Source organism: Actinomadura kijaniata (assembly GCF_014138665.1).
GTDB classification, from domain to species: Bacteria; Actinomycetota; Actinomycetes; order Streptosporangiales; family Streptosporangiaceae; genus Spirillospora; species Spirillospora kijaniata.
Genome location: NZ_JACJIA010000003.1, coordinates 596064 through 615414 on the forward strand (window position 1 = coordinate 596064; position 19351 = coordinate 615414).

Annotated in this window: 22 protein-coding genes; 11 read left to right on the top strand and 11 right to left on the bottom strand. The window is 73.1% G+C overall.

Translation table 11 applies throughout. The annotated features are described in order from the left end of the window. Positions 1–50: 50 nt before the first annotated feature. On the bottom strand, positions 51–884 hold the full coding sequence (locus HNR61_RS14950) for a translation factor GTPase family protein (protein ID WP_182843718.1): 834 nt from the start codon (positions 882–884) through the stop codon (positions 51–53). A gap of 23 nt (positions 885–907) precedes the next feature. Further along, entirely contained in the window at positions 908–1549 is a 642-nt protein-coding gene (locus HNR61_RS14955; protein ID WP_182843719.1) for a dienelactone hydrolase family protein, read from the bottom strand. Positions 1550–1670: 121 nt separating this feature from the next. Between HNR61_RS14955 and HNR61_RS14960 the strand changes: the two genes are divergently transcribed. From HNR61_RS14960 to HNR61_RS46825, 5 genes are all read left to right on the top strand, one after another. After that, on the top strand, positions 1671–3152 hold the full coding sequence (locus HNR61_RS14960; RefSeq protein WP_220509321.1) for a serine/threonine-protein kinase: 1482 nt from the start codon (positions 1671–1673) through the stop codon (positions 3150–3152). 161 nt (positions 3153–3313) lie between these two features. Continuing rightward, positions 3314–4702 (top strand): hypothetical protein, encoded by a 1389-nt coding sequence (locus HNR61_RS14965; RefSeq protein ID WP_182843720.1) that lies wholly within the window; start codon positions 3314–3316, stop codon positions 4700–4702. Positions 4703–4862: 160 nt separating this feature from the next. Then, positions 4863–5255, top strand: a complete 393-nt coding sequence (locus HNR61_RS14970; protein ID WP_182843721.1) for a YchJ family protein — start codon at positions 4863–4865, stop codon at positions 5253–5255. A gap of 91 nt (positions 5256–5346) precedes the next feature. Continuing rightward, positions 5347–6240, top strand: a complete 894-nt coding sequence (locus tag HNR61_RS46820) for a hypothetical protein (protein ID WP_220509322.1) — start codon at positions 5347–5349, stop codon at positions 6238–6240. Continuing rightward, positions 6207–6788: a hypothetical protein gene (locus tag HNR61_RS46825; protein ID WP_220509323.1), complete on the top strand. Its 582-nt coding sequence runs from the start codon at positions 6207–6209 to the stop codon at positions 6786–6788. Before HNR61_RS46820 ends, HNR61_RS46825 begins: the two co-directional genes overlap by 34 nt. Here HNR61_RS46825 and HNR61_RS14980 read toward each other — a convergent pair. Further along, the gene (locus HNR61_RS14980) at positions 6766–7899 is read right to left on the bottom strand and encodes a magnesium and cobalt transport protein CorA (RefSeq protein ID WP_182843722.1); all 1134 of its coding nucleotides are present in this window, start codon (positions 7897–7899) and stop codon (positions 6766–6768) included. The genes HNR61_RS46825 and HNR61_RS14980 overlap by 23 nt on opposite strands. 101 nt (positions 7900–8000) lie before the next feature. Between HNR61_RS14980 and HNR61_RS14985 the strand changes: the two genes are divergently transcribed. Continuing rightward, entirely contained in the window at positions 8001–9392 is a 1392-nt protein-coding gene (locus tag HNR61_RS14985) for a phenylacetate--CoA ligase family protein (protein ID WP_182843723.1), read from the top strand. On the opposite strand, the gene HNR61_RS14990 is transcribed toward HNR61_RS14985, so the two are convergent. The 3 genes from HNR61_RS14990 to HNR61_RS15000 form a co-directional block, all read right to left on the bottom strand. Then, positions 9377–9601: a hypothetical protein gene (locus HNR61_RS14990; protein WP_182843724.1), complete on the bottom strand. Its 225-nt coding sequence runs from the start codon at positions 9599–9601 to the stop codon at positions 9377–9379. The genes HNR61_RS14985 and HNR61_RS14990 overlap by 16 nt on opposite strands. A gap of 174 nt (positions 9602–9775) precedes the next feature. After that, a complete protein-coding gene (locus HNR61_RS14995) occupies positions 9776–10831 on the bottom strand; it encodes an SRPBCC family protein (protein ID WP_246442677.1) in 1056 nt (351 codons plus the stop codon). 42 nt (positions 10832–10873) lie between these two features. Beyond that, positions 10874–11734: an SRPBCC family protein gene (locus tag HNR61_RS15000; RefSeq protein WP_182843725.1), complete on the bottom strand. Its 861-nt coding sequence runs from the start codon at positions 11732–11734 to the stop codon at positions 10874–10876. A 358-nt stretch (positions 11735–12092) separates the two neighbouring features. Here HNR61_RS15000 and HNR61_RS15005 point away from each other — a divergent pair, with 358 nt between their 5' ends. The 4 genes from HNR61_RS15005 to HNR61_RS15020 all read left to right on the top strand — a co-directional run bounded on the left by HNR61_RS15005 (position 12093) and on the right by HNR61_RS15020 (position 16018). Beyond that, positions 12093–13346 carry an extracellular solute-binding protein gene (locus HNR61_RS15005; protein WP_182843726.1) on the top strand — a complete coding sequence of 418 codons (1254 nt, stop codon included), beginning with the start codon at positions 12093–12095 and terminating at the stop codon, positions 13344–13346. A 10-nt stretch (positions 13347–13356) separates the two neighbouring features. Next, positions 13357–14304, top strand: a complete 948-nt coding sequence (locus HNR61_RS15010) for a carbohydrate ABC transporter permease (RefSeq protein WP_182843727.1) — start codon at positions 13357–13359, stop codon at positions 14302–14304. After that, on the top strand, positions 14301–15128 hold the full coding sequence (locus tag HNR61_RS15015; protein ID WP_182843728.1) for a carbohydrate ABC transporter permease: 828 nt from the start codon (positions 14301–14303) through the stop codon (positions 15126–15128). Before HNR61_RS15010 ends, HNR61_RS15015 begins: the two co-directional genes overlap by 4 nt. Positions 15129–15223: 95 nt before the next feature. Beyond that, entirely contained in the window at positions 15224–16018 is a 795-nt protein-coding gene (locus HNR61_RS15020) for an SDR family NAD(P)-dependent oxidoreductase (RefSeq protein ID WP_182843729.1), read from the top strand. Positions 16019–16063: 45 nt separating this feature from the next. On the opposite strand, the gene HNR61_RS15025 is transcribed toward HNR61_RS15020, so the two are convergent. From HNR61_RS15025 to HNR61_RS15040, 4 genes are read right to left on the bottom strand one after another with little or no spacing between them, the layout of a single operon-like run. Then, positions 16064–16516: an SRPBCC family protein gene (locus HNR61_RS15025; protein ID WP_182843730.1), complete on the bottom strand. Its 453-nt coding sequence runs from the start codon at positions 16514–16516 to the stop codon at positions 16064–16066. Then, entirely contained in the window at positions 16513–16836 is a 324-nt protein-coding gene (locus HNR61_RS15030) for an ArsR/SmtB family transcription factor (RefSeq protein ID WP_182843731.1), read from the bottom strand. The genes HNR61_RS15025 and HNR61_RS15030 overlap by 4 nt, the downstream gene beginning before the upstream one ends. After that, a complete protein-coding gene (locus HNR61_RS15035) occupies positions 16833–17207 on the bottom strand; it encodes a VOC family protein (protein ID WP_182843732.1) in 375 nt (124 codons plus the stop codon). Before HNR61_RS15035 ends, HNR61_RS15030 begins: the two co-directional genes overlap by 4 nt. Before the next feature lie 58 nt (positions 17208–17265). Then, complete coding sequence (locus HNR61_RS15040) at positions 17266–17958, bottom strand: SDR family NAD(P)-dependent oxidoreductase (RefSeq protein WP_182843733.1); 693 nt, start codon at positions 17956–17958, stop codon at positions 17266–17268. Between the two features lie 86 nt (positions 17959–18044). Between HNR61_RS15040 and HNR61_RS15045 the strand changes: the two genes are divergently transcribed. Then, complete coding sequence (locus tag HNR61_RS15045; protein WP_182843734.1) at positions 18045–18401, top strand: MerR family transcriptional regulator; 357 nt, start codon at positions 18045–18047, stop codon at positions 18399–18401. Between the two features lie 319 nt (positions 18402–18720). Here HNR61_RS15045 and HNR61_RS15050 read toward each other — a convergent pair whose 3' ends face one another. Continuing rightward, positions 18721–19347, bottom strand: a complete 627-nt coding sequence (locus tag HNR61_RS15050; protein WP_220509324.1) for a TetR/AcrR family transcriptional regulator — start codon at positions 19345–19347, stop codon at positions 18721–18723. Positions 19348–19351: the final 4 nt, after the last annotated feature.

Below are 19351 nucleotides of genomic sequence, written 5' to 3' on the forward strand. Positions count from 1 at the left end.
GCCCGATCACCGATAAAGCGAAGGTTTTTCCGCGCCTTTTCCGGGAGGGGTCAGGCGGTGTTCTCGGGGGCCTCGGCGTAGGAATCGAGAACCATCGTGTAAGTGGCGCGGCCCGCGGTCATCGCGTGCAGGTCGGTCGCGTAGCCGAGCATCTCCGCGAGGGGGACCAGCGCCTCGACGGTGGTCCCGCCGGGGCGGCGGGCGGCCTCGGCCAGGCCGCGGCGGGCGCCGAGGTCGGCGACGACCGCGTCCGCGTGCTCGCCGGGGACGGCGACCCGGACGAGCATGACCGGTTCGAGCAGGACGGGGCCGGCCTGCCGGACCGCTCTGCGGAGGGCGCCGGCCCCGGCGATCCGGTAGGCGCGTGCGGAGGAGTCGATCTCGTGGAAGGCGCCGCCGAGGAGGATCACGCGGATGCCGGTCATCGCCCCGGCGGCGAGGACGCCGCGCCGCATCGCCTCCCGGCAGCCCTCGTCCACGGCCGGGACGTACTCGCGCGGGATGCGGTCGGCCCTGGACTCGTCGACGAACTCGTAGGGCGTCCCGGCCGGCTCGACGGTGATCCGGACCTTGGCGAAATGGCTGGGGCAGCCCGCCTGCCGCGCGTGGACGTACTCGACGCCCTCGGCGGGACGGCGGATCGTCTCGCGGTGGACGACGCGCGGGCGGCCGGCCTCGACCTCGGCCTCCGCGCCGATCCGGTCGGCCAGGGCCGTCAGGGCCCGCTCGTCGGCGCCGCCGATGACCGCCCGGCCGGTCTCCTCGTCGACGCGCGCCGGGAGCGACGGGTCCTCCCCGGTGAGCCGCCGGACGGCCGCGGCCAGGCGTCGCCGCCCGTTCCGGCTCCGGGGCTCGATCGCGATCTGGAGAAGGGGGTCGTCCATGCCCGCCAGTGTCCCCGACGGGGTCAGGCGAGATGGCGGCGGAACCAGTCGACGGCCTCCTCGGTGACCCGCTCCAGCGTGCCCGGCTCCTCGAACAGGTGGCCCGCGCCGGGGACCACGGTGAGGGCGTGGTCGTGGAGGCGGTGCGCGGCCAGCTCGTTGAGCTGGAGGACCTGGGGGTCGTGCGCGCCGACCAGCAGCAGGACGGGGGCGCGGACGCGGTCCAGGGCCGGGCCCGCCAGGTCGGGGCGGCCGCCCCGGGAGACGACGGCGGCGACGCGTGCCTCGCGGTGGGCGGCGGCCACCAGGGCCGCCGCCGCCCCGGTGCTCGCGCCGAACAGGCCGAGCCGCAGGGACGCGGTCGCGGCCCGCTCCCCCAGCCAGTCGATCGCCCGGGTCAGGCGGGAGGCCAGCAGGTCGATGTCGAACCGGAACGCGCCGGTCTCGGCGTCGGAGCGCTCCTCGGCCTCGGTGAGCAGGTCCATCAGCAGCGTGGCGAGCCCGGCCCCGACCAGGCCGTCGGCGACCGCGCGGTTGCGGGGGCTGTGCCGGGAGCTTCCGCTGCCGTGCGCGAACAGCACCACGCCGCGCGCCTCGTCGGGCAGGGTGAGGTCCCCGTTCAGGACGGCGCCCGGGAGGTCGATGGCGACACCGGTGGTGGTCATGGCGTCCCTTCCTCGGGTCCCGTCGCCGATGTGACGGGCGTACCCGGACGGGACGGACGTCATGCCGCCGCCGCGTCCGCCTCCGGCCAGACACCGGGCACGGACGCCCATGATCCTTAAAATGCGACTGTTCCCGCCGTCCGAGGGCCGGAGGTGCCCACCGGTGCACGCGCTGTCCCCCACGGACCCACGGCAGGTCGGGCGGTACCGGCTGGAGGCGAGGCTCGGCGGCGGCGGGATGGGCGAGGTGTTCCTCGGGCGCTCCCCCGGCGGGCGGGCGGTGGCCGTGAAGGTCATCCGGCCGGAGCTGGCGCGGGACCCCGAGTTCCGGCGGCGGTTCGCGGCCGAGGTCGAGGCGGCGCGGCGGGTCGGCGGCTTCCACACCGCGCAGATCGTGGCCGCCGACCCCCACGCGGACCCGCCGTGGCTGGTCACGGCCTACATCTCGGGGCCGTCGCTGGCCGAGGTGCTGGCCGGGCACGGGGCGCTGCCGGAACGTTCGCTGGTCGCGCTCGGCGCGGGCCTGGCCGAGGCTCTGGAGGCCGTGCACGCGGCCGGCATCGTGCACCGCGACCTGAAGCCGTCGAACATCCTGCTGCTCGACGACGGCCCCCGGGTCATCGACTTCGGCATCGCGCGGGCGCTGGACGCCACCGCGCTGACCCGGCCCGGGGCGGCGCCGGGGACGCCGGGGTTCATGGCCCCCGAGCAGATCGCGCGCGGCGAGGTGGAGACGGCGGCCGACGTGTTCGCGCTGGGCATGGTGCTGTGCCACGCGGCGGGGGTGCGGCCGTTCGGGGAGGGCGCCACGCACGCGCTGCTGTACCGGGTCGTGCACGAGGAGCCCCGGCTGGACGGGGTGCCGGAGGCGTTGCGGGACGTGCTGCGGGCGTGCCTGGCCAAGCGGCCCGAGGACCGCCCCACCCCCGGCGACCTGCTGGACCGCTTCGCGGGGGCCGATCCGGGCGACGGCTGGCTGCCCGACGGCCCCATCCGGGAGATGGTCACGCTCCGCGACACTCCCCCGCCCCCGTCCCAATCCCAGCCCCAGGCCACGCCCGCTCCCGAGTGGGCGCGTTTCACCGGCATCAAGGCGAAGCTGGCGGCCGGCATCCTGTTCGACCTCCTCTGCCTGCCCGTCGCCCTGTTCATCCTGGTGGGGGCCGTCGCGTCGATGGGCGACGAGGGAAGCTCCGTCCTCACCCTGGGGATCATCCTGCTGCTGGGGGCGGGCTCGCTGTGGCTGGGACGCGACGCGTACCTGCGGCTGCGCGCGCTGAGCCGCCCCTACGAGCTGTTCATCGGCACGAACGGCATCCGCCTGCGCTACGGCGGCCAGGACACCGGCTACGGATGGTGGGAGATCCGCCGCGTCGCGCTGCGCAGGTCGGGCGGGCACCTGGCGCTGGCGGTCCTGCCGGCCCCGGAGGTCCCCCGCCCCCGCTACCGCAACCCGGTGTTCCGCCCCTACCTGGAACGCGCGGGCGTGGACGACGAGCCGTGGATCGTGCTCTCCCGCCTGGCGGACCTGCACACCGGCCGGGAACCCCTGGAACAGGCCCTCTCCCGCTACGCCGGCCGGCGCTGGAGCCCCGAACGCTGAGGGCCGGACGCGCCGCCCGGGAATGTCGGTGGGGCGTTCTAGGCTGCCGGTGCGTCCGCGGGCGGAACGGCCCGGTGCGCCGGCGACGGATGCCCTCAGGGAGGGATGGGGCGGGTCGCGCCTTCGGGCGGGACGGCCCACCCTCCGCCGGACACCAGCCCGTGGCCCGATCCCTTCTCGGGCCGTTCCGCTCGCGGGCGCGCCGGAGGAGGGAGGCGGAGATCGAGGGGCTGTTCGTGTCCACGGTGACCCGGATCGGGTACCGGGACGCCTTCTTCCTGTGGCCCGAGCACGCGCGGAACGCGTTCGCGGCGTCGGTCCGGGACGCGGCGCGGCGCGACCCGGAGTGGACGGCCGCGTTCCTGGAGTGGCTGCGCACCGCGACGCCGATGCGGTATCCGGCGCTGGTGGGGGCGGCGGCGTTCGTCGCGGAGCGGCGCGACGCCGGGCTGCACGGGATGTCGCGGCGGGTCGTCGGATCGGTGCTGCGGCGGGCCGACGACCCGGGATACCTGCTGGCGCACTGGGTCTCGACCTACGGGCGGGCGGTGCCGAAGCCGGTCAAGCGGGGCGTCGCCGACGCCGTCGTCCGGCTCTACGACGAGGCCGCGGCGCGGTCCTGCGACACGGCGGGCCACCGTCTCGCGCTGCCGTCGTTCGCGCATCACGACCTGATGAACAACGGCGGGGTCCGCGTGCCGCGGCCGTTCCGGTTCGGGCAGGTGATCCGGCTGGTCCACCCGGTCGCCCGCGACGAGCGCCAGAACGCCGTCTTCCGGCGCGCCCTCGACGGCCGCCGCCCGGCGCCGGGGCGCGCCGGGCGGCCCTCCGGGGACGGCTGGGAGCGGATCGCTCCCCTGCTGCCGCTGGAGGAGGTGCTGCACGGCCTGCGGCGCATGGACGCGGCCGGGCTCCCGTTCGAGGCCGCCATGGAGATCGCCGAACGGCTCGGCGACGCGGACGCGGTGCGCGCCGCCGGGCTCGGGCCGGTGCGGATCGCGGCGGCCTGGCGCGCGGTCGCGGACCGGCGCTGGGCCCCGGCGCTGGAGAGGGCGGCCGGGTTCCTGCTGGAGGCGATGCCGCGGATACCGGGACGGACGCTCATCGCCCTCGATCACGATCATCCCGGGTCGGCCGTGTTCGGGCTCGCGCTCGCGCGGCTGTGCGCGTCGGCCGACGTCGTGACGCTGGAGGGCGGGGCGTTCCCGCTGGTGCCCGGCGAGTCCCCGCTGCACGCGCTGCACCGGTGGCGGGCGTCGGACCTGCCGTCGCCGGGCCGGAGCGACTGGGCGGCGGTGCGGAAGGCGTTCGCCGGGCACGACCGGGTGGTGGTCGTCGACGACTGGATCGGGAGCCTGCCGGAGTTCGGCGTCCCGTCGTACGCCTGGCAGACCAGGCACGGCGGGGTGCCGGAGGTCCCGGGCTGGCTGACGTTCCAGGGGGCCGGCGACGAGGCGCTGCCGGTCATCCCGATGATCGAGGCGGCGCGGGGCGGCGTGTGGCCCTGGGCCTGCTCCCAGGGGGCCTCAGCCACGCACGCGAGCGCGTGACCTGACCGGCGGGCCCGGAGCCGAAGGCGAGGGCCCGCCGGTCAGATCGCGAAGCGATGCCGCGCTCGCCGAGACCTGGTGAGAAGCGAGCCCCCAGGGCGAGCGCCGTAGGCCAGGGCTTTTGAAACACAGCCCTGGTCCGGCACGTCACAATGGGGGCATGGCCAAACGTCGTGACGTCCCCTGCCCCTGCGGGCTGCCCGCCTCCTACCGGGAGTGCTGCGGGCGGTTCCACCGCGGGGAGGCCAAGGCGGCGACGGCCGAGCAGCTCATGCGGTCGCGGTTCAGCGCGTTCGCGCGGCACGACGCCGCCTACCTGATCGAGAGCTGGCACCCGGCGACCCGGCCGCCCCGGATCGACTTCGACCCGGCGCTGCGCTGGGAGCGCCTGGAGATCGTCCGCAGCGTGGACGGCACGCCGTTCAACGACGAGGGCACGGTCGAGTTCCGCGCGCACTACGTCCAGGGCCGCGAGACCGGCGAGATGCACGAGGTCAGCCGGTTCGCGCGGCACGAGGGGGCGTGGGTGTACGTGGACGGCCGGGTGCGCTGACCGAGATCGCCCGTTGACAGCGCGGGACGGCGCGCGGCACGGTCCCCGCGATGGAGATCGCCAGCCTGACCCCCGCCGAACGCCGCGTGTGGTGGGCCTTCCCCGGGGTGAGACGGTCGACTTCCGGCAGGGCCCGGACGACGGCCCCGAGCACGGCGGCTCCTGGGGGCCCGAGCGCACCGTCCGCGCCGAGGTCCTGCGCACGCTGCTGCTCGGCGGGGCCGCCGCCGACGGCCACGTCGCGGCGCTGCGCGTGGAGGGCGCGCGGATCACCGGGACGCTGGACCTGCGCTACGGCGAGGTGGCCTGGGCGGTGCGGCTGGCGCACTGCCGGTTCGAGGAGAGTCCGCAGCTGTACGGCGCGCGGACCCGGCACCTCACCCTCAGCGGCTCGGTCCTGCCCGGCCTGCCCGCCGCGACGGCGCAGGTGGACGGGATGCTGCGGCTCACGGACTGCCGGTTCGGCGCCGCCCTGTCGCTGGGCGGGGCGCGGGTCTCCGGCGCGGTCTTCCTGGACGGCGCGCGTGTCACCGGCCCGCCCGGCGAGACGGCGCTGCGCCTGGACCGCATGACGGTCGAGGGCGATGTGTGGGCGCGGGGCCTGGTCGTGGAGGGCGGCATGGGGATGGCCGGGACCACGGTCAACGGGCAGATCACCCTCGACGACGCCGACCTGCGCGGCGACGGCGACGCGCTGGACGCCGAGTCCCTCACCGTCGGGTCCGCCCTGTACGCGAACCGGCTGCGCTGCGCCGGGCGCCTCAACCTGCGCGGCGCGACGGTCCCCGGTCAGCTCGTGCTCGCCGAGGCGCGCCTGTCCCACCCCGGCGGCCTGGCGCTCCGGGCCAGCAGCGCCACCGTCGGCGAGCTGTGGCTGCGGGACGCCGCGCCGATCCGGGGGCGGTCAACCTGCGGCGCTCGCAGCTCGGCCTGCTGCACATCCTTCCGGACGTGTGGCCCGACTCGGTCTCCCTGGAGGGGATGACGTTCGGGACGCTGCTTCCGCGCCTGCCCGCCAAGCCGCGCGTGGCGGTGCTGGAACGCGACGAGGCCGGTTACGTCCCGCACTCCTACGAGCAGCTCGCCGCCGCCTACCTGGCGGTCGGCGACGACAAGGCCGCGCGGAACGTGCAGCTCGCCAAGCAGCGGCGGCGCGGCACGCTGCGGCTGTACGGGAAGGTCTGGGGATATCTCCAGGACTACGCGGTCGGGTACGGGTTCCGGCCGATGCGGGCGGCGGGCTGGCTGGTCGCGTTGACGCTGGCCGGCTCCCTCGCCTACCAGGCCCGTCCCCCGCAGCCGCTCAAGCCGGGCGAGGCTCCCCCGTTCAACCCGCCGTTCCACACCCTGGACCTGCTGCCGCCGATCATCGATTTCGGGCAGGAGAAGGCGTTCCGGCCGACCGGGGCGTACCAGTGGCTCGCCTACACGCTGATCCTGGCGGGCTGGGTGCTGGCGACCACGATCGTCGCGGGCGTCACGCGCGCCGTCAGCCGGTCCCAGCCGCGGGTCACAGCCAGTCGCGGCGTTTGAAGACGGCGTGCAGGACGGCGCAGACCAGCGCCATCAGCGCCACCGCGAACGGGTAGCCGAACGCCCAGTGCAGCTCGGGCATGTGGTCGAAGTTCATCCCGTAGATCGTGCCGATCAGCGTCGGGGCGAACAGGATGGCGGCCCAGGCGGAGATCTTCTTGACCTCCTCGCTCTGCGCGTAGCTGGCCTCGGTGAGGTGCTTCATCTCCTCGTTCTGGGCCTGGTTCACGAGGGTCGCGTTGACGCTGAGGATGTCGGTGAGGTTCTGGCGCAGGTCCCCGACGCGTTCCACGACGGTGGTGGCGTGGTCGTGGACGTCGCGCAGGTAGCTGCGCAGCTCCTCGTCGATGCCGTACTTGTCGAAGCCCGCCGACAACCCCGAGAGGATCGCCGGGAACGGGCGCGTCGCGCGCTGGAACTCCACGGTCTCGCGGGACAGCTCGTAGATGCGGCGCGACACCGCCGGGTCGCCGCCGAACACCTGGGTCTCGATCTCGTCGATGTCGTTCTGCAGGCCCGCCACGACCGGCGCGTAGCCGTCCACGACCGCGTCCATGATCGCGTAGAGGACGGCCTCGGGCCCGCGGCGCAGCAGGTCGGGGGCCTTCTCGACGCGGGCGCGGACCTCGGCCAGGTCGGGCGACTCGCTGTGCCGCAGCGTCACCACGAAGTCCCGGCCGACGAACACGTGGACCTCGCCGAAGTCCACCTCCTCCCGGTCGTCGGCGTACCGGGCGGCGCGCAGCACGACGAACAGCGTCTCGCCGTAGCGTTCCAGCTTGGGGCGCTGGTGGGCGACGATCGCGTCCTCGACCGCCAGCTCGTGCAGGCCGAACTCCCCGGCCAGCGACACCAGCTGCGCCTCCGAGGGGCGGTACAGGCCGATCCACGCCATGCCGTCCGGGGTCTCGCGCAGCAGCCGGTAGGTGTCGGCCAGGTCGGTGGCGGTGTGCACGCGTTCGCCGTCCACGTAGATCCCGGCGTCCACCAGGCTGTCACCCCGCCCGGGGACGACCAGGTCGTCGCCGCGCGGGTCCAGGGAACGCTCCGGGGCCTCCGGCACCGGCCGTTCCCGCTTCCGGCGCGGCGCGCGCACACGACGTCCTCCCATCCGACACCCCCAAGCCAGGATGGGGCTCCCCGGGGCAAGGCCGCGGCAACCTCACGAGAACGTATGGAAAACCCTCGTCCCCCCGGAAGTACTGTGAGGGCATGTCCGAGTCTGCGGAGCGCCGGGCGCTCGCCCTCTTCCACCGGGTGGCCGCGACCGTTCCGGCGTACGGGGCGTTCCTCGCCGAGCACGGCGTCGATCCGGGGACGGTCAAGCGGTTCGACGACTTCACCCGGCTGCCGCTGACCGACAAGGACAACTACGTCCGCCGCTACCCGCTCCCGGAGCGGTGCCGCGGCGGCGTCGTCGGCGACATGATCGCGGTGTCGTCGGGGTCGACCGGCGAGCCGACGTTCTGGCCGCGGTCGGCCGACGACGAACGCGTGGTCGCCGACCGGTTCGAGCAGGTGTTCCGCGACGCGTTCCGGGTCCATGAACGCCGCACGCTCGCCGTCGTCTGCTTCGCGCTGGGCACCTGGGTCGGCGGCCTGTACACGCTGTCCTGCCTGCGCCGCCTGGCCGAGCGCGGCCTGCCGGTCACCGTCGTCGCGCCCGGCGGTGACAAGGGCGAGATCCTGCGGGTGGTCCCCCGGCTCGCGCCGCTGTTCGACCAGGTGGTGCTGCTGGGGTACCCGCCGTTCCTCAAGGACGTGATCGACACCGGGCGGGCCGAGGGCGTCCCCTGGCCCGCCTACCGGATCAGGCTGGTGACGGCGGGCGAGGTGTTCAGCGAGGAGTGGCGCACGCTGGTGGCCGAGCGCGCGGGCATGGACGACCCGGTCCGCGACACCGCCTCCCTGTACGGGACGGCCGACGCGGGCGTGCTCGGCAACGAGACCCCGCTGTCGATCGAGATCCGCCGCTTCCTGGCCGGGCGTCCCGCCGCCGCCCGCGAGCTGTTCGGCGAGTCCCGGCTGCCGACGCTGGTCCAGTACGACCCGGCCGTGCGGTTCTTCGAGGAGCGGGACGGCACGCTGCTGTTCACCGGGGACAACGGCGTCCCGCTGATCAGGTACCACATCGCCGACGAGGGCGGCGTCGTCGGGCACGACGCGATGCTGGCGTTCCTGGAGCGGCACGCGTTCCGCCCGAGCGTGACCGGGCCGGACCTGCCGTTCGTGTACGTGTTCGGGCGCAGCCACTTCACGGTGTCGTTCTACGGCGCGAACGTCCATCCGGAGAACATCACGGTCGGCCTGGAGCAGCCGGGCGTCGCCGGGCACGTCACGGGCAGGTTCGTGATGGAGTCGGTCGAGGACGGCGACCGCGATCGCACGCTCACCGTCACGGTCGAGCTGTCCCCCGGCCTCACCGACGCGCCCGGACTGGAGGAGCGGATCGCCGAGTCGATCAGCGTGCACCTGTGCCGGCTGAACAGCGAGTTCGCCCACTACGTGCCGGAGGAGCGGCGGCGTCCGCGCGTCCGGCTACGCCCCGCGGGCGACCCGGAGTACTTCCCGCCGGGCGTGAAGCACCGTTACACGCGGCCCTGAAGGTCGGCGGTCCGCTCGTAGATGCGCGGGCAGAACGCGTCGCGCCCGTAGAAGGCGATCGTCCCCGACGCCGCGTCCACGAACCGCACCAGCAGCGAACGCTCCTCGCCGTCGGGTGCGCAGCCCCGCGCCGACGACTCGCGCGTGCCCGCCATCCCGCTTCCGGCCACCGCCGCCACCACGAGGACGCCGATGAGCACCCAGCGCATCGCCCAGCCTTCCTTCCGGATCCTGACCCGATGACTCTCCGTCGCACACCTTAGTGCGGAGAGACATCCCCGCAACGTGCGATCGGCGCACCAAGGAACGGCAAAGTCAGCGTCAGGACGGAAGGATCGCCGCACGGGGCCGGCTCCGGGCCGGCCCCGCCGGACGGCGCGCGGTCACTTCGTGGCCGTCTCCATGTCCTCCTCGCGGGCGCCCGAGGACTTCGCGTTGCCGCTCCGGGCGCGGCCCTTGCCGACGTTCTCCTGCTTGGCCCCGGCCTTCTCCTCCTCGGCGAGGGCGTCCTCGTGGGACTTGACGACCTCGCTGTCGCGGATCTCGCCGCGCCAGCCCTCGATCTCGTCGGCCTTCAGCAGCGACTGCGTCATGACGTGGCGGCGGAAGTGCTTGAGCTCCAGCCGGACGCGGCGGCCCTGGGCGCGCCACAGGTTGCCGGTCCGCTCGAACAGGCCCTGCGGGTGGTACTCCAGGTTGACCAGGACGCGCGTCAGGTTCGGGGCGAGCTCGTGGAAGCTGACCGTGCCGTCCACGTGGCCCTTGGACCCCTTGGAGCGCCACACGATGTGCCGGTCGGGGACCTGCTCGACGATCGTGGACTCCCAGGTCCGCGCCGACCAGAAGATCTTCGCCTTCCAGTGCAGCTTCTCGTCGGCCACCTGGTCGACGCTCTGCACCTTCTTCATGAACGACGGGAACTCCTGGAACTGCGTGAACTGGTCGTAGGCCAGCCTGCGCGGCGCGCCGACGTCGACGTACTCGACGATGTTGGTCAGCTTGACCTTCTTGCCGCCGCCGCCCTTGCCGCCGCGCTTGAAGACCTTCCCGAGCGCGTTCTTGACGCCTCCGAACAGGCCCTTCTTCTCCTCGCCCTCATCCGGGGAGCTGTTGTCCTTGCGCTCCTTCTTCGCGTCGGGCTTGTCGCCGGACCCGGCCTTGGCGGAGGTGTCCTTGGACTCGGTCTTCGCGGGGGCGTCGTTCTCCTCGGTCTCCTCGCGGCGGCTCATGCCCTTGACGGCCTGGTTGGCGGCCACGGCCGCGCCGACGCCGAGCAGCAGGCCGCCCGCGGTTCCGGCGGCGCGGGTGCCGCCGGGCAGGCGCTTGGGCGTCGGGACGCTGTCCAGGACGCGGGCCAGCCCCTTCTTGCGGCCGCCGATGGGCAGCCGCTTGGCGAGCTTGCCGACCGGCAGCCGGCCGGTGATGGTTCCTGACTTCATCAGGTGGTCTCCTCCGTGTGGAAGGTTCGGCGTCCCGGCCGGTCATCCGGCCGGGACGCTGGATGTCCTCTCTCGGGCAGGGGCCTCGTCGGGGGCGCGCACGACCTCGCTGTCGCGGATCTCGCCGCGCCAGCCCTCGATCTCGTCGGCCTTCAGCAGCGACCGCGTCATGACGTGGCGGCGGAAGTGCTTGAGTTCGAGGCGGACGCGGCGGCCCTGGGCGCGCCACAGGTTGCCGGTGCGCTCGAACAGCCCCTTGGGGTGGTACTCCAGGTTGAGCAGGACGCGGGTGAGGTCGGGGGTCAGCTCGTGGAAGCTGACGGTGCCGTTCACGTGGCCCTTGGGGCCCTTGGAGCGCCAGGTGATGTGCCGGTCAGGGACCTGCTCGACGATCGTGGACTCCCAGGTCCGCGCCGACCAGAAGATCTTCGCCTTCCAGTGCAGCCTCTCGTCGGCCACCTGGTCGACGCTCTGCACCTTCTTCATGAACGACGGGAACTCCTGGAACCGCGTGAACTGGTCGTAGACCAGCCTGCGCGGCGCGCCGACGTCGACGTACTCGACGATGTTGGTGGGTTTGGCTTTCCCGCCGCCGAAAATGCGTTTCAGCGTCTCCTTGAGCATGGTCCAGCCGAAACTCAGCAGTGCCCGGACCGGTGATTTTCCTTCACCGAGCGATTTCGCCCCGGCCAACGCCGCCTTGACCAGCGGCCCGCCCTGTTCGGCCTTGGTCTCCAGGCTCCGTACCGCGTCGTCGAGTTTCCCCTGGTAGCGGTCGGCGAGGGCGGTCAGCAGCCGCCGGCCCGGGCGGAACCGGCGCAGCGCCGTCCGGCCCGCACGGGCGGCGGCGTAGCCCGCGGCGGTGGCGCCCGCGCCAACGGCGGCCGCGGTCCGGAAGTTCATGCGCGTCACCTCGTCGTTCCGCTTCGCCGCCCGGTCGTGGGCGGGTTGGCGCCGGACTACCCGGTCAAAAACGGACGAAACCCCGGGATACGGGCGGGTGGCGGGCACATTGACGGAGGGTGACCTGATCACCACGATAATCACCTCCGACCATCTCCCCCGACCAGACCAGCCCAGGACAGGAACCGGACCAGGTGGAGAACGCAGAAATGGCGGATAACGGTTAAGACTCTTACGTAAACGGCCTCTTGTACCGGTCCGGACCACCTCTTATCTTCGGGGCCACGCGCGTATCTGCTCAAAGACCATTCGCAACGCGCACATTTCTTCATGCGCGTCCGGGACGAAGGCGGGACAGATGAAACGGCACCTTCTCGGCACGCTCGCCGTGGGCCTCGCGGTGGCCCTGGGCGCGGGCGGATGCGGCAAGGGCTCCTCGTCCGGCGGCGGCGACTCCGACGGCAAGACCATCAAGCTCGTCGCGGCGGTCTACAGCCAGCCGACCACCGAGAACTACTGGAAAGACCTGATCAAGGACTTCGAGGCCAAGAACGCCGGCTACAAGGTCCAGCTGGAGATGGTCGACTGGACCCAGATGGACGCCAAGGTCAAGACCTACGTCCAGACCAGGCAGGTCCCCGACGTCCTCAACTACAACGCCTTCTCCGACTTCGCCCGTGACGGCCTGGTCTACAAGGCGTCCGAGGTGGTCTCGCCGCAGGTGCTCGGCGACTTCAGCCCCGCGTTCGTCGACGGCGCCAAGTACAACGGCGAGCAGTACGGCCTGCCGTTCATCGCCAGCGCGCGCCAGCTGTTCTACAACAAGGACGTGTTCAAGAAGGCCGGGGTCGCCGCGCCGCCCAGGAGCTGGGCCGAGCTGAAGGCCGCCGCCGAGAAGATCAAGAAGGCGGGCGCGATCGGGTACGGGCTGCCGCTCGGGCCCGAGGAGGCGCAGGCGGAGTTCCACTCCTGGTCGATGAACAACGGCGGCGGCTGGACCGACGCCTCCGGCAAGTGGACCGTCAACCAGCAGGCCAACGTCGACACCCTCACGTTCCTGCGCGACCTGACCAAGGCCGGCCTCACCCAGCCCAACCCCGAGAGCACCGACCGCAAGACGGTGTTCAACCAGTTCGCCCAGGGCAAGGTCGGCATGGCGATCAACGGGCCGTTCGCGCGGGCCGCGTTCATCAACAAGGTGCCGGAGAAGGTGGACTTCGGCGTCGCGCCGCTGCCCAGCAGGTCCGGGACCGAGCACAACACGCTCGCGGTGCAGGACTTCCTGGCGGCGTTCAAGAAGGGCGACGGCAAGAACAAGGAGGCCGTCACCCGCTTCCTGAACTTCTTCTACCAGGCCGACAACGCCACCAAGTTCCTCAAGGCCGAGGAGTTCCTGCCGGTCACCAAGTCGGCGGCGACGGCGCTGGGGGCGGACCCGTACTTCAAGCCGTTCGTGGACTCGCTGGCCAACGCCCGGTTCGCGCCCACCGGCAACCCCGCCTGGTCGGCGGTCGCCGGCGCGGTGAAGCAGGAGCTGGGCACCGGCGTGGCCGACCAGGACCCCAAGAAGGTGCTGGACAAGATCCAGCAGACGGCCGAGAAGAGCGGCTGAGTTGCCGGACATGAAGGTGCGGGACGCGGCGCCGGACCGGGCCGCGCCCCGCGCCCGGCACGGCCGCCGCGCCCCGGCCCGGCGGACGGCGCGCGCGCTGACGCCGCTGCTGTGGCTGGGCCCGTCCCTGCTGCTGATCACCACGGTGGTGCTGTGGCCGGTGGTGGAGATGTTCCGCACCTCCCTGCTGAGGATCAGCTCGTCCGGGGTCACGCTCGGCTCGCGCGGGCTCGGCAACTACCGGGACCTGTTCACCGACGAGGACCTGCTGCCGGTCCTGGCGCGCACGCTGGTGTGGGTCGGCGGCGTCGTGCTGGTCACGCTGGTGCTGTCGCTGGCGCTCGGGCAGCTCCTCAACGCCCGCTTCCCCGGCCGCCGGGTGGTGCGCTGGGCGGTGATCGTCCCCTGGGCGGCGTCGGTGCTGATGACCGCGCTGATCTGGAAGTGGCTGCTGGACAACTACTCCGGCCCGGTCAACCGGCTGCTGCTGGACGCCGGGCTGATCGACCAGCCGGTGAACTGGCTGGCCCATCCCACGACCGCGCTGGCGTGGATGATGTGGGTGGCGATCTTCGTGTCGCTGCCGTTCACGTCGTTCGTGGTGCTGGCGGGACTCCAGACGATCCCGGCGGAGGTGTACGAGGCGGCCCGGGTGGACGGCGCGGGCCCGCTGCGCACCTACTTCACGATCACGCTGCCGCTGCTGCGGCCCGCGGTCCTCATCGCCGCGATCATCAATGTGATCAACGTCTTCAACTCGTTCCCCATCATCTGGGCGATGACCGGCGGCGGGCCGGGACACGCCACCGACACCACGACCACGTTCATGTACAAGATCGCGTTCTATGACCAGGACGTCGGGACGTCCGCCGCGATGGCCGTGGTGAACTTCGCGCTGATCCTGGTGATGGTGCTGCTCTACCTGCGCGCCGCGCGCTGGCGGGAGGAGGTCCGGTGACGCGTACGCGTACGCGCACGGTCGTGCTGGCCGGGGTGGGCTGGCTGGTGGCGCTGGTGTTCCTGCTGCCGTACCTGCAGATGCTGTTCACCGCGCTCAAGCCCGAGCACGAGCTGACCCGTTCGCCGGGCACCTACCTGCCCGACCGGTGGGAGTGGTCGAACTTCGTCGACGTGTGGTCGGCGGCCCCGGTGGCGCAGTACCTCCAGGTGTCGCTGGTGGTGTCGGCGGCCGCGACGCTGGTGACGCTGGCGTGCGCGCTGCCCGCGGCGTACTACACCGCGCGCAACCGCTTCCGGGGCCGGGGCGCGTTCCTGCTGCTGGTGCTGGTCACGCAGATGTTCGCGCCGACCGCGCTGGTCGTCGGGATCTTCCGCGAGATGGTCGCGCTGGACCTGACCGACACGCTGCTGGCGCTGATCCTGGTGAACGCGGCGTTCAACCTGCCGTTCTGCGTGTGGATCCTGCACGGCTACTTCTCGTCGATCCCGCGCGAGCTGGAGGAGGCGGCGTTCCTGGACGGCGCGGGCCGGATGGGGGCGCTGACCCGGGTGACGCTCCCGGTCTCCCTGCCGGGGGTGGTGACGGCGGTGGTCTACACGTTCATCGCGGCGTGGAACGAGTACATCGTCGCGCTGACGGTGACCTCCTCCCCCGACCGCCGCCCGCTGACGGTGGCGATCCCGTCGTTCGTGACCCAGTACCAGGCGAACTGGCACTTCCTCTTCGCGACCTCCCTGATCGCGATCGTCCCGGTGGTGATCCTGTTCGTCTTCATCGAGCGGTACCTGATCGGCGGGCTGACGGCGGGGTCGGTGAAGTAGCCGGGGGTCCCGGGTTACCGACCGGCGCGCGGGTTATGACGGGGAGAGATCCAGATGATCTCGCGGACCCGGTCCGCCGCGCGAAGGGATGCCCCATGCTGATCGACCTGACGGGACGAACGGCGCTGGTCACCGGCTCCACCCAGGGGATCGGCGCGGCGATCGCGGCGGGGCTGGCCCGGTCGGGGGCCCGCGTCGGCGTCAACGGCCGCGACACCGGACGGGTCGAGAGGGCCGTCGGCCACCTGACCCGCGAGGTCCCGGGGGCCGACCTGGTGCCGGTGGTCGCCGACGTCGCCGCCGAGGACGGCGCCGAGCGGGCGGCGGAGGCGCTGCCCCAGGTGGACATCCTGGTCAACAACCTCGGCGTCTTCGGGGCCAGGGACCCACTGGAGATCACCGACGCGGAGTGGCGGCGCTACTTCGAGGTGAACGTGCTGGCCGCCGTCCGGCTGACGCGGCGGTACCTGCCCGGCATGACCGAGCGCCGGTGGGGCCGCGTCCAGTACATCGCCAGCGACTCGGCCGTGGCGATCCCGGCGGAGATGATCCACTACGGGATGTCCAAGACCGCGCTGCTGGCGGTCGGCCGCGGCTTCGCCAAGCAGGCCGCCGGGACCGGCGTCACGGTCAACTCCGTCATCGCCGGGCCGACGCGCACCGGCGGCGTGGAGGACTTCGTGTACGAGCTGGTGGACCGCGACCTGCCCTGGGAGGAGGCCCAGCGGGCCTTCATGCGGGAGCACCGGCCGCAGTCGCTGCTGCAACGGCTGATCGAGCCCGAGGAGATCGCCAACATGGTCGTCTACCTCAGCTCCGACCAGGCGTCGGCCACCACCGGGGGCGCGCTGCGCGTCGACGGCGGGTACGTCGACTCCATCCTGCCCTGACCGGCGTCCGGAAGGGCCGGGAGAGCCCTCCGGACGCCGGGGCCGTCAGGCGAGGGCCTCGGCGAGACGGGCCAGGACGCCGGTCCAGCCGTTCGGGCCGCCCATGATGCGGCGGCTCATCGCCTGGTAGGGGTTGTCGGGGTCGAAGCCGTCGTGTTCGAGGAACAGGCGGGTGCCGGTGCCCTCGGGTTCCAGCCGCCAGGTGACGGTGGAGTCCAGGCCGTTGTCCTCGCCGGGGTCGTGCCAGCTGAACCGGAGCATCCTCTCCACCTCGAACCCCAGGACCTCGCAGTGGCTGACGCCCGCGAACCGGACGTTGGGCCGCGGCTCGGTGGCCAGGGTGAAGCGGTGCCCGACCTCCAGCCGGAAGTCGCACGGCAGGAACCACCGGGCGAGCAGCTCCGGATCGGTCAGCGCCCGCCAGACCCGCGCGGGCGGGTACGGCAGGAACGTGTCGACCCGGACGGTGCGGGGGTCGCCGACGTCGGGAAGGCTCACGAGTCGTCCTCCTCGTCCAGTACGGTGCGCAGGTCGGCCAGCTTGCGGCGCCAGAAGCGCTCGTAGGGGTGCAGCCAGTCGGCCAGGCCCATGAGGGGGCCGGGCTCCAGGCGGTAGCGGCGTTCGCGGCCGTGCCGGGTCTCGGCGACCAGCCCCGTCTCGCGCAGCACCCGCAGGTGCTCGGAGACGCTGGGCCGGGCCATGGCGAAGTGGGCGGCCAGGTCGTTGACCGTGCGCTCGCCGTCCAGCAGCAGCCGCAGCAGGTCGCGGCGCACCGGGCTGGCCAGCGCGGCGAACACGTCGTCGACGGTCGCGGTCACGCCCGGCCCGCGGCTTCGAGGACGAACGCGTTGCCGTCGGGGTCGGTGAAGGTGACCTGCCGCCCCCAGGGGGTGTCGACCGGACCCTCGGCCCGGACGCCCCTGTCGCGCAGGCGGCGCAGGTCGCCGTCCAGGTCGCTGCTGCGCAGCATCAGGCCGCCGACCGTGCCGGGCTCCATGTCCAGCCAGGTCACCAGGACCATGCTGGTGTCGGCGCCGGGCGGGGCGACCTCCAGCCAGCGGGCGCCCTCGGCGAACGGCACCGGCGCGTCGCCGACCACCTCGAAGCCGAGGGCGCCGGTGTAGAACTCCTTGGCCCGGTCCTGGTCGGAGACGGGCAGGGACAGACGCTGAACTCGCGTGATCGTCATGCGGCCCATAATAGGTAGGATTTTTCCTACATATCAAGGGCCGTGGCGCTCCCGCCGTCTACGGCCGCTTCCGGGCGGGCACGGCCGTGCCCGCCGGGGCCGGGCCGTCGTGCAGGACCTCCCGTTCCCGCCGGTGCCGGGGCTGGGTGTGCAGGCGCCAGTAGTGCTCGGCGATGAGGTCGGGGTCGAACGCGGTGCCGGGCGCGACGGGGCCGTCCACGGTGACCGAGGCCACGTGCACGCCCGAGGAGCCGTACTCCTGGTCCAGGAGCTCTACCAGCGTCCGCACGCCCGCCTTGCCCAGCGACAGGCTCACGTACCGGCGCCTGGCCTCGGGCATCCCGCCGGTGACCAGGAACGAGCCGGAGCCGCGTTCCGCCATCGCGGGGAGCAGGTGGGCGGCCGCCGTCAGCGCGCCCAGCACGTTGACCGCCCAGGCGTCCAGATGCGCGCGCACCGGCAGCTCGCCGAGCGCGTCCGGCCGGACGAGCGCGGCGTTGTACACCACCGCGTCCGGCGGGCCGAGCCGGTCGACCGCCACGTCGAGCGCGGCCCGCAGCGCCGTCTCGTCCGCGCTGTCGGCCGTCACCGGCACGGCCCGCACGCCCAGCCCGGCCGCCTCCGCGGCGACCGCCTCCACCGTCGCGGGCGTACGGGCCACCACCGCCACCGGCAGCCCCTCCCGCGCGAACCGCAGGGCGACCGACCGGCCGATCCCCGGCCCCGCCCCGATGACCACCACACCCGACATCGCCGCTCCCTCGACACGGAAGTTCGTTGACGCGTCGGACGTTAGGACGTCACATCATGTGAAGGTCAACCGAGCAGGAGGAGCGCGTGAGGATCGGCGAGCTGGCCGACCGGACGGGAGTCAGCCGTCGGCTGCTGCGTTACTACGAGGAGCAGGGCCTGCTGCGGCCGACCCGGCTGCCCAACGGCTACCGCCACTACAGCGAGACGGACGCCGACAAGGTCCGGCACATCCGCGCGCTGCTCGCCGCGGGCCTGCCCACCGCGGTCATCGCCCGGCTGCTGCACTGCGTCCACGACGACGGCGACCGCCTGGCCCCCGCCGCCTGCCCGGGCATGATCGCCCACCTGCGGCGCGAACGCGCCCGCGTCGCCGCGAGCATCGCGCGGCTCCAGACGTCCCAACGCACGCTCGACGCCTGGCTCACCTCCCTCAACGGCTGAGGCGGCACGGCACCGGGGCCTATCTCGCCGCCCCCTCCGCGCGCCCGGCGCGCTCGGACGCGCGGGACGGTGACGGCCGCATCCGGCAGCGGGTCCAACGCGTCGGCCAACGCGTCGGCCAACGCCGTCGACGACGGCATGTCACGCTCGGCGCAGGCCGGAGGCCGAACGCGGCACGCGGTCGTTGGCGGCCGCGTCCACCAGCGGGTTCAGCGCTGTCAGCGAGCGCGTGTCGCGGTCGCTCGGGCCGGAGGCGGCCGGTCGCTCCGTCCGGCGGGAGGGGCGGGCGAACGCCGGGCGTTCGGCCGGCCCTGCGCGTTCAGGCGCGCGGGACGGTGACGGCCGTGTCCAGCAGCGGGCCCAGCTCCTCGACGAGCGCCGTCAGCGGACGTGTGTCGTGTCCGGCGCGGGCGATCAGGAGGGCGCCCTCCACGGCACTGATCATCACGGTGGCCAGGCCGGGGGCGCGGTCGGATGGCACCCCCATGCCCGTCAGCGCCTCGGCCAGCGGGCGGGTCCAGCAGGCGAACGCCTCGGCCGCGGCGGTCCGGGTGGACGCGCTGGCGCGGGCCCGGTCCACCGTCGCCGCCGCCACCGGGCAGCCCGCGTCGAAGCCCGACGCCGTGAACTCGTCGATCCACTGACCGGCCATCGCCGCCAGCAGCCCGCTCGGCGACGGCCGGTCCATCCCCGCCACGAACCGCGCCACGCGGTCGGCGGCGTACCGGCCCGCCCACGCCACCGCCTCGTTGACGAGTTGTTCCTTGCCGCCGGGGAAGTAGTGCTGGAGCGATCCGCGCGGAGCCCCCGCGTGCGCGGCGACCTCGCGCAGGCCCGTGGCCTCGACGCCGTCCCGGCGGATGAGCTGGGCCGCGCTGAACACCATCCGCTCCCGGGGGCCTCGCCGCGGTTCGACCATCGCGCACCCCTCCCATTTCGTTGCCATCACA

Excerpts from the sequence above, each read along its gene's own strand:
- HNR61_RS14950 (WP_182843718.1), bottom strand. The coding sequence starts at position 884 with ATGGACGACCCCCTTCTCCAGATCGCGATCGAGCCCCGGAGCCGGAAC.
- HNR61_RS14955 (WP_182843719.1), bottom strand. The coding sequence starts at position 1,549 with ATGACCACCACCGGTGTCGCCATCGACCTCCCGGGCGCCGTCCTGAAC.
- HNR61_RS14960 (WP_220509321.1), top strand. The coding sequence starts at position 1,671 with ATGCGACTGTTCCCGCCGTCCGAGGGCCGGAGGTGCCCACCGGTGCAC.
- HNR61_RS14970 (WP_182843721.1), top strand. The coding sequence starts at position 4,863 with ATGGCCAAACGTCGTGACGTCCCCTGCCCCTGCGGGCTGCCCGCCTCC.
- HNR61_RS14980 (WP_182843722.1), bottom strand. The coding sequence starts at position 7,899 with ATGGGAGGACGTCGTGTGCGCGCGCCGCGCCGGAAGCGGGAACGGCCG.
- HNR61_RS14985 (WP_182843723.1), top strand. The coding sequence starts at position 8,001 with ATGTCCGAGTCTGCGGAGCGCCGGGCGCTCGCCCTCTTCCACCGGGTG.
- HNR61_RS14990 (WP_182843724.1), bottom strand. The coding sequence starts at position 9,601 with ATGCGCTGGGTGCTCATCGGCGTCCTCGTGGTGGCGGCGGTGGCCGGA.
- HNR61_RS14995 (WP_246442677.1), bottom strand. The coding sequence starts at position 10,831 with ATGAAGTCAGGAACCATCACCGGCCGGCTGCCGGTCGGCAAGCTCGCC.
- HNR61_RS15000 (WP_182843725.1), bottom strand. The coding sequence starts at position 11,734 with ATGAACTTCCGGACCGCGGCCGCCGTTGGCGCGGGCGCCACCGCCGCG.
- HNR61_RS15005 (WP_182843726.1), top strand. The coding sequence starts at position 12,093 with ATGAAACGGCACCTTCTCGGCACGCTCGCCGTGGGCCTCGCGGTGGCC.
- HNR61_RS15010 (WP_182843727.1), top strand. The coding sequence starts at position 13,357 with ATGAAGGTGCGGGACGCGGCGCCGGACCGGGCCGCGCCCCGCGCCCGG.
- HNR61_RS15020 (WP_182843729.1), top strand. The coding sequence starts at position 15,224 with ATGCTGATCGACCTGACGGGACGAACGGCGCTGGTCACCGGCTCCACC.
- HNR61_RS15035 (WP_182843732.1), bottom strand. The coding sequence starts at position 17,207 with ATGACGATCACGCGAGTTCAGCGTCTGTCCCTGCCCGTCTCCGACCAG.
- HNR61_RS15040 (WP_182843733.1), bottom strand. The coding sequence starts at position 17,958 with ATGTCGGGTGTGGTGGTCATCGGGGCGGGGCCGGGGATCGGCCGGTCG.
- HNR61_RS15050 (WP_220509324.1), bottom strand. The coding sequence starts at position 19,347 with ATGGCAACGAAATGGGAGGGGTGCGCGATGGTCGAACCGCGGCGAGGC.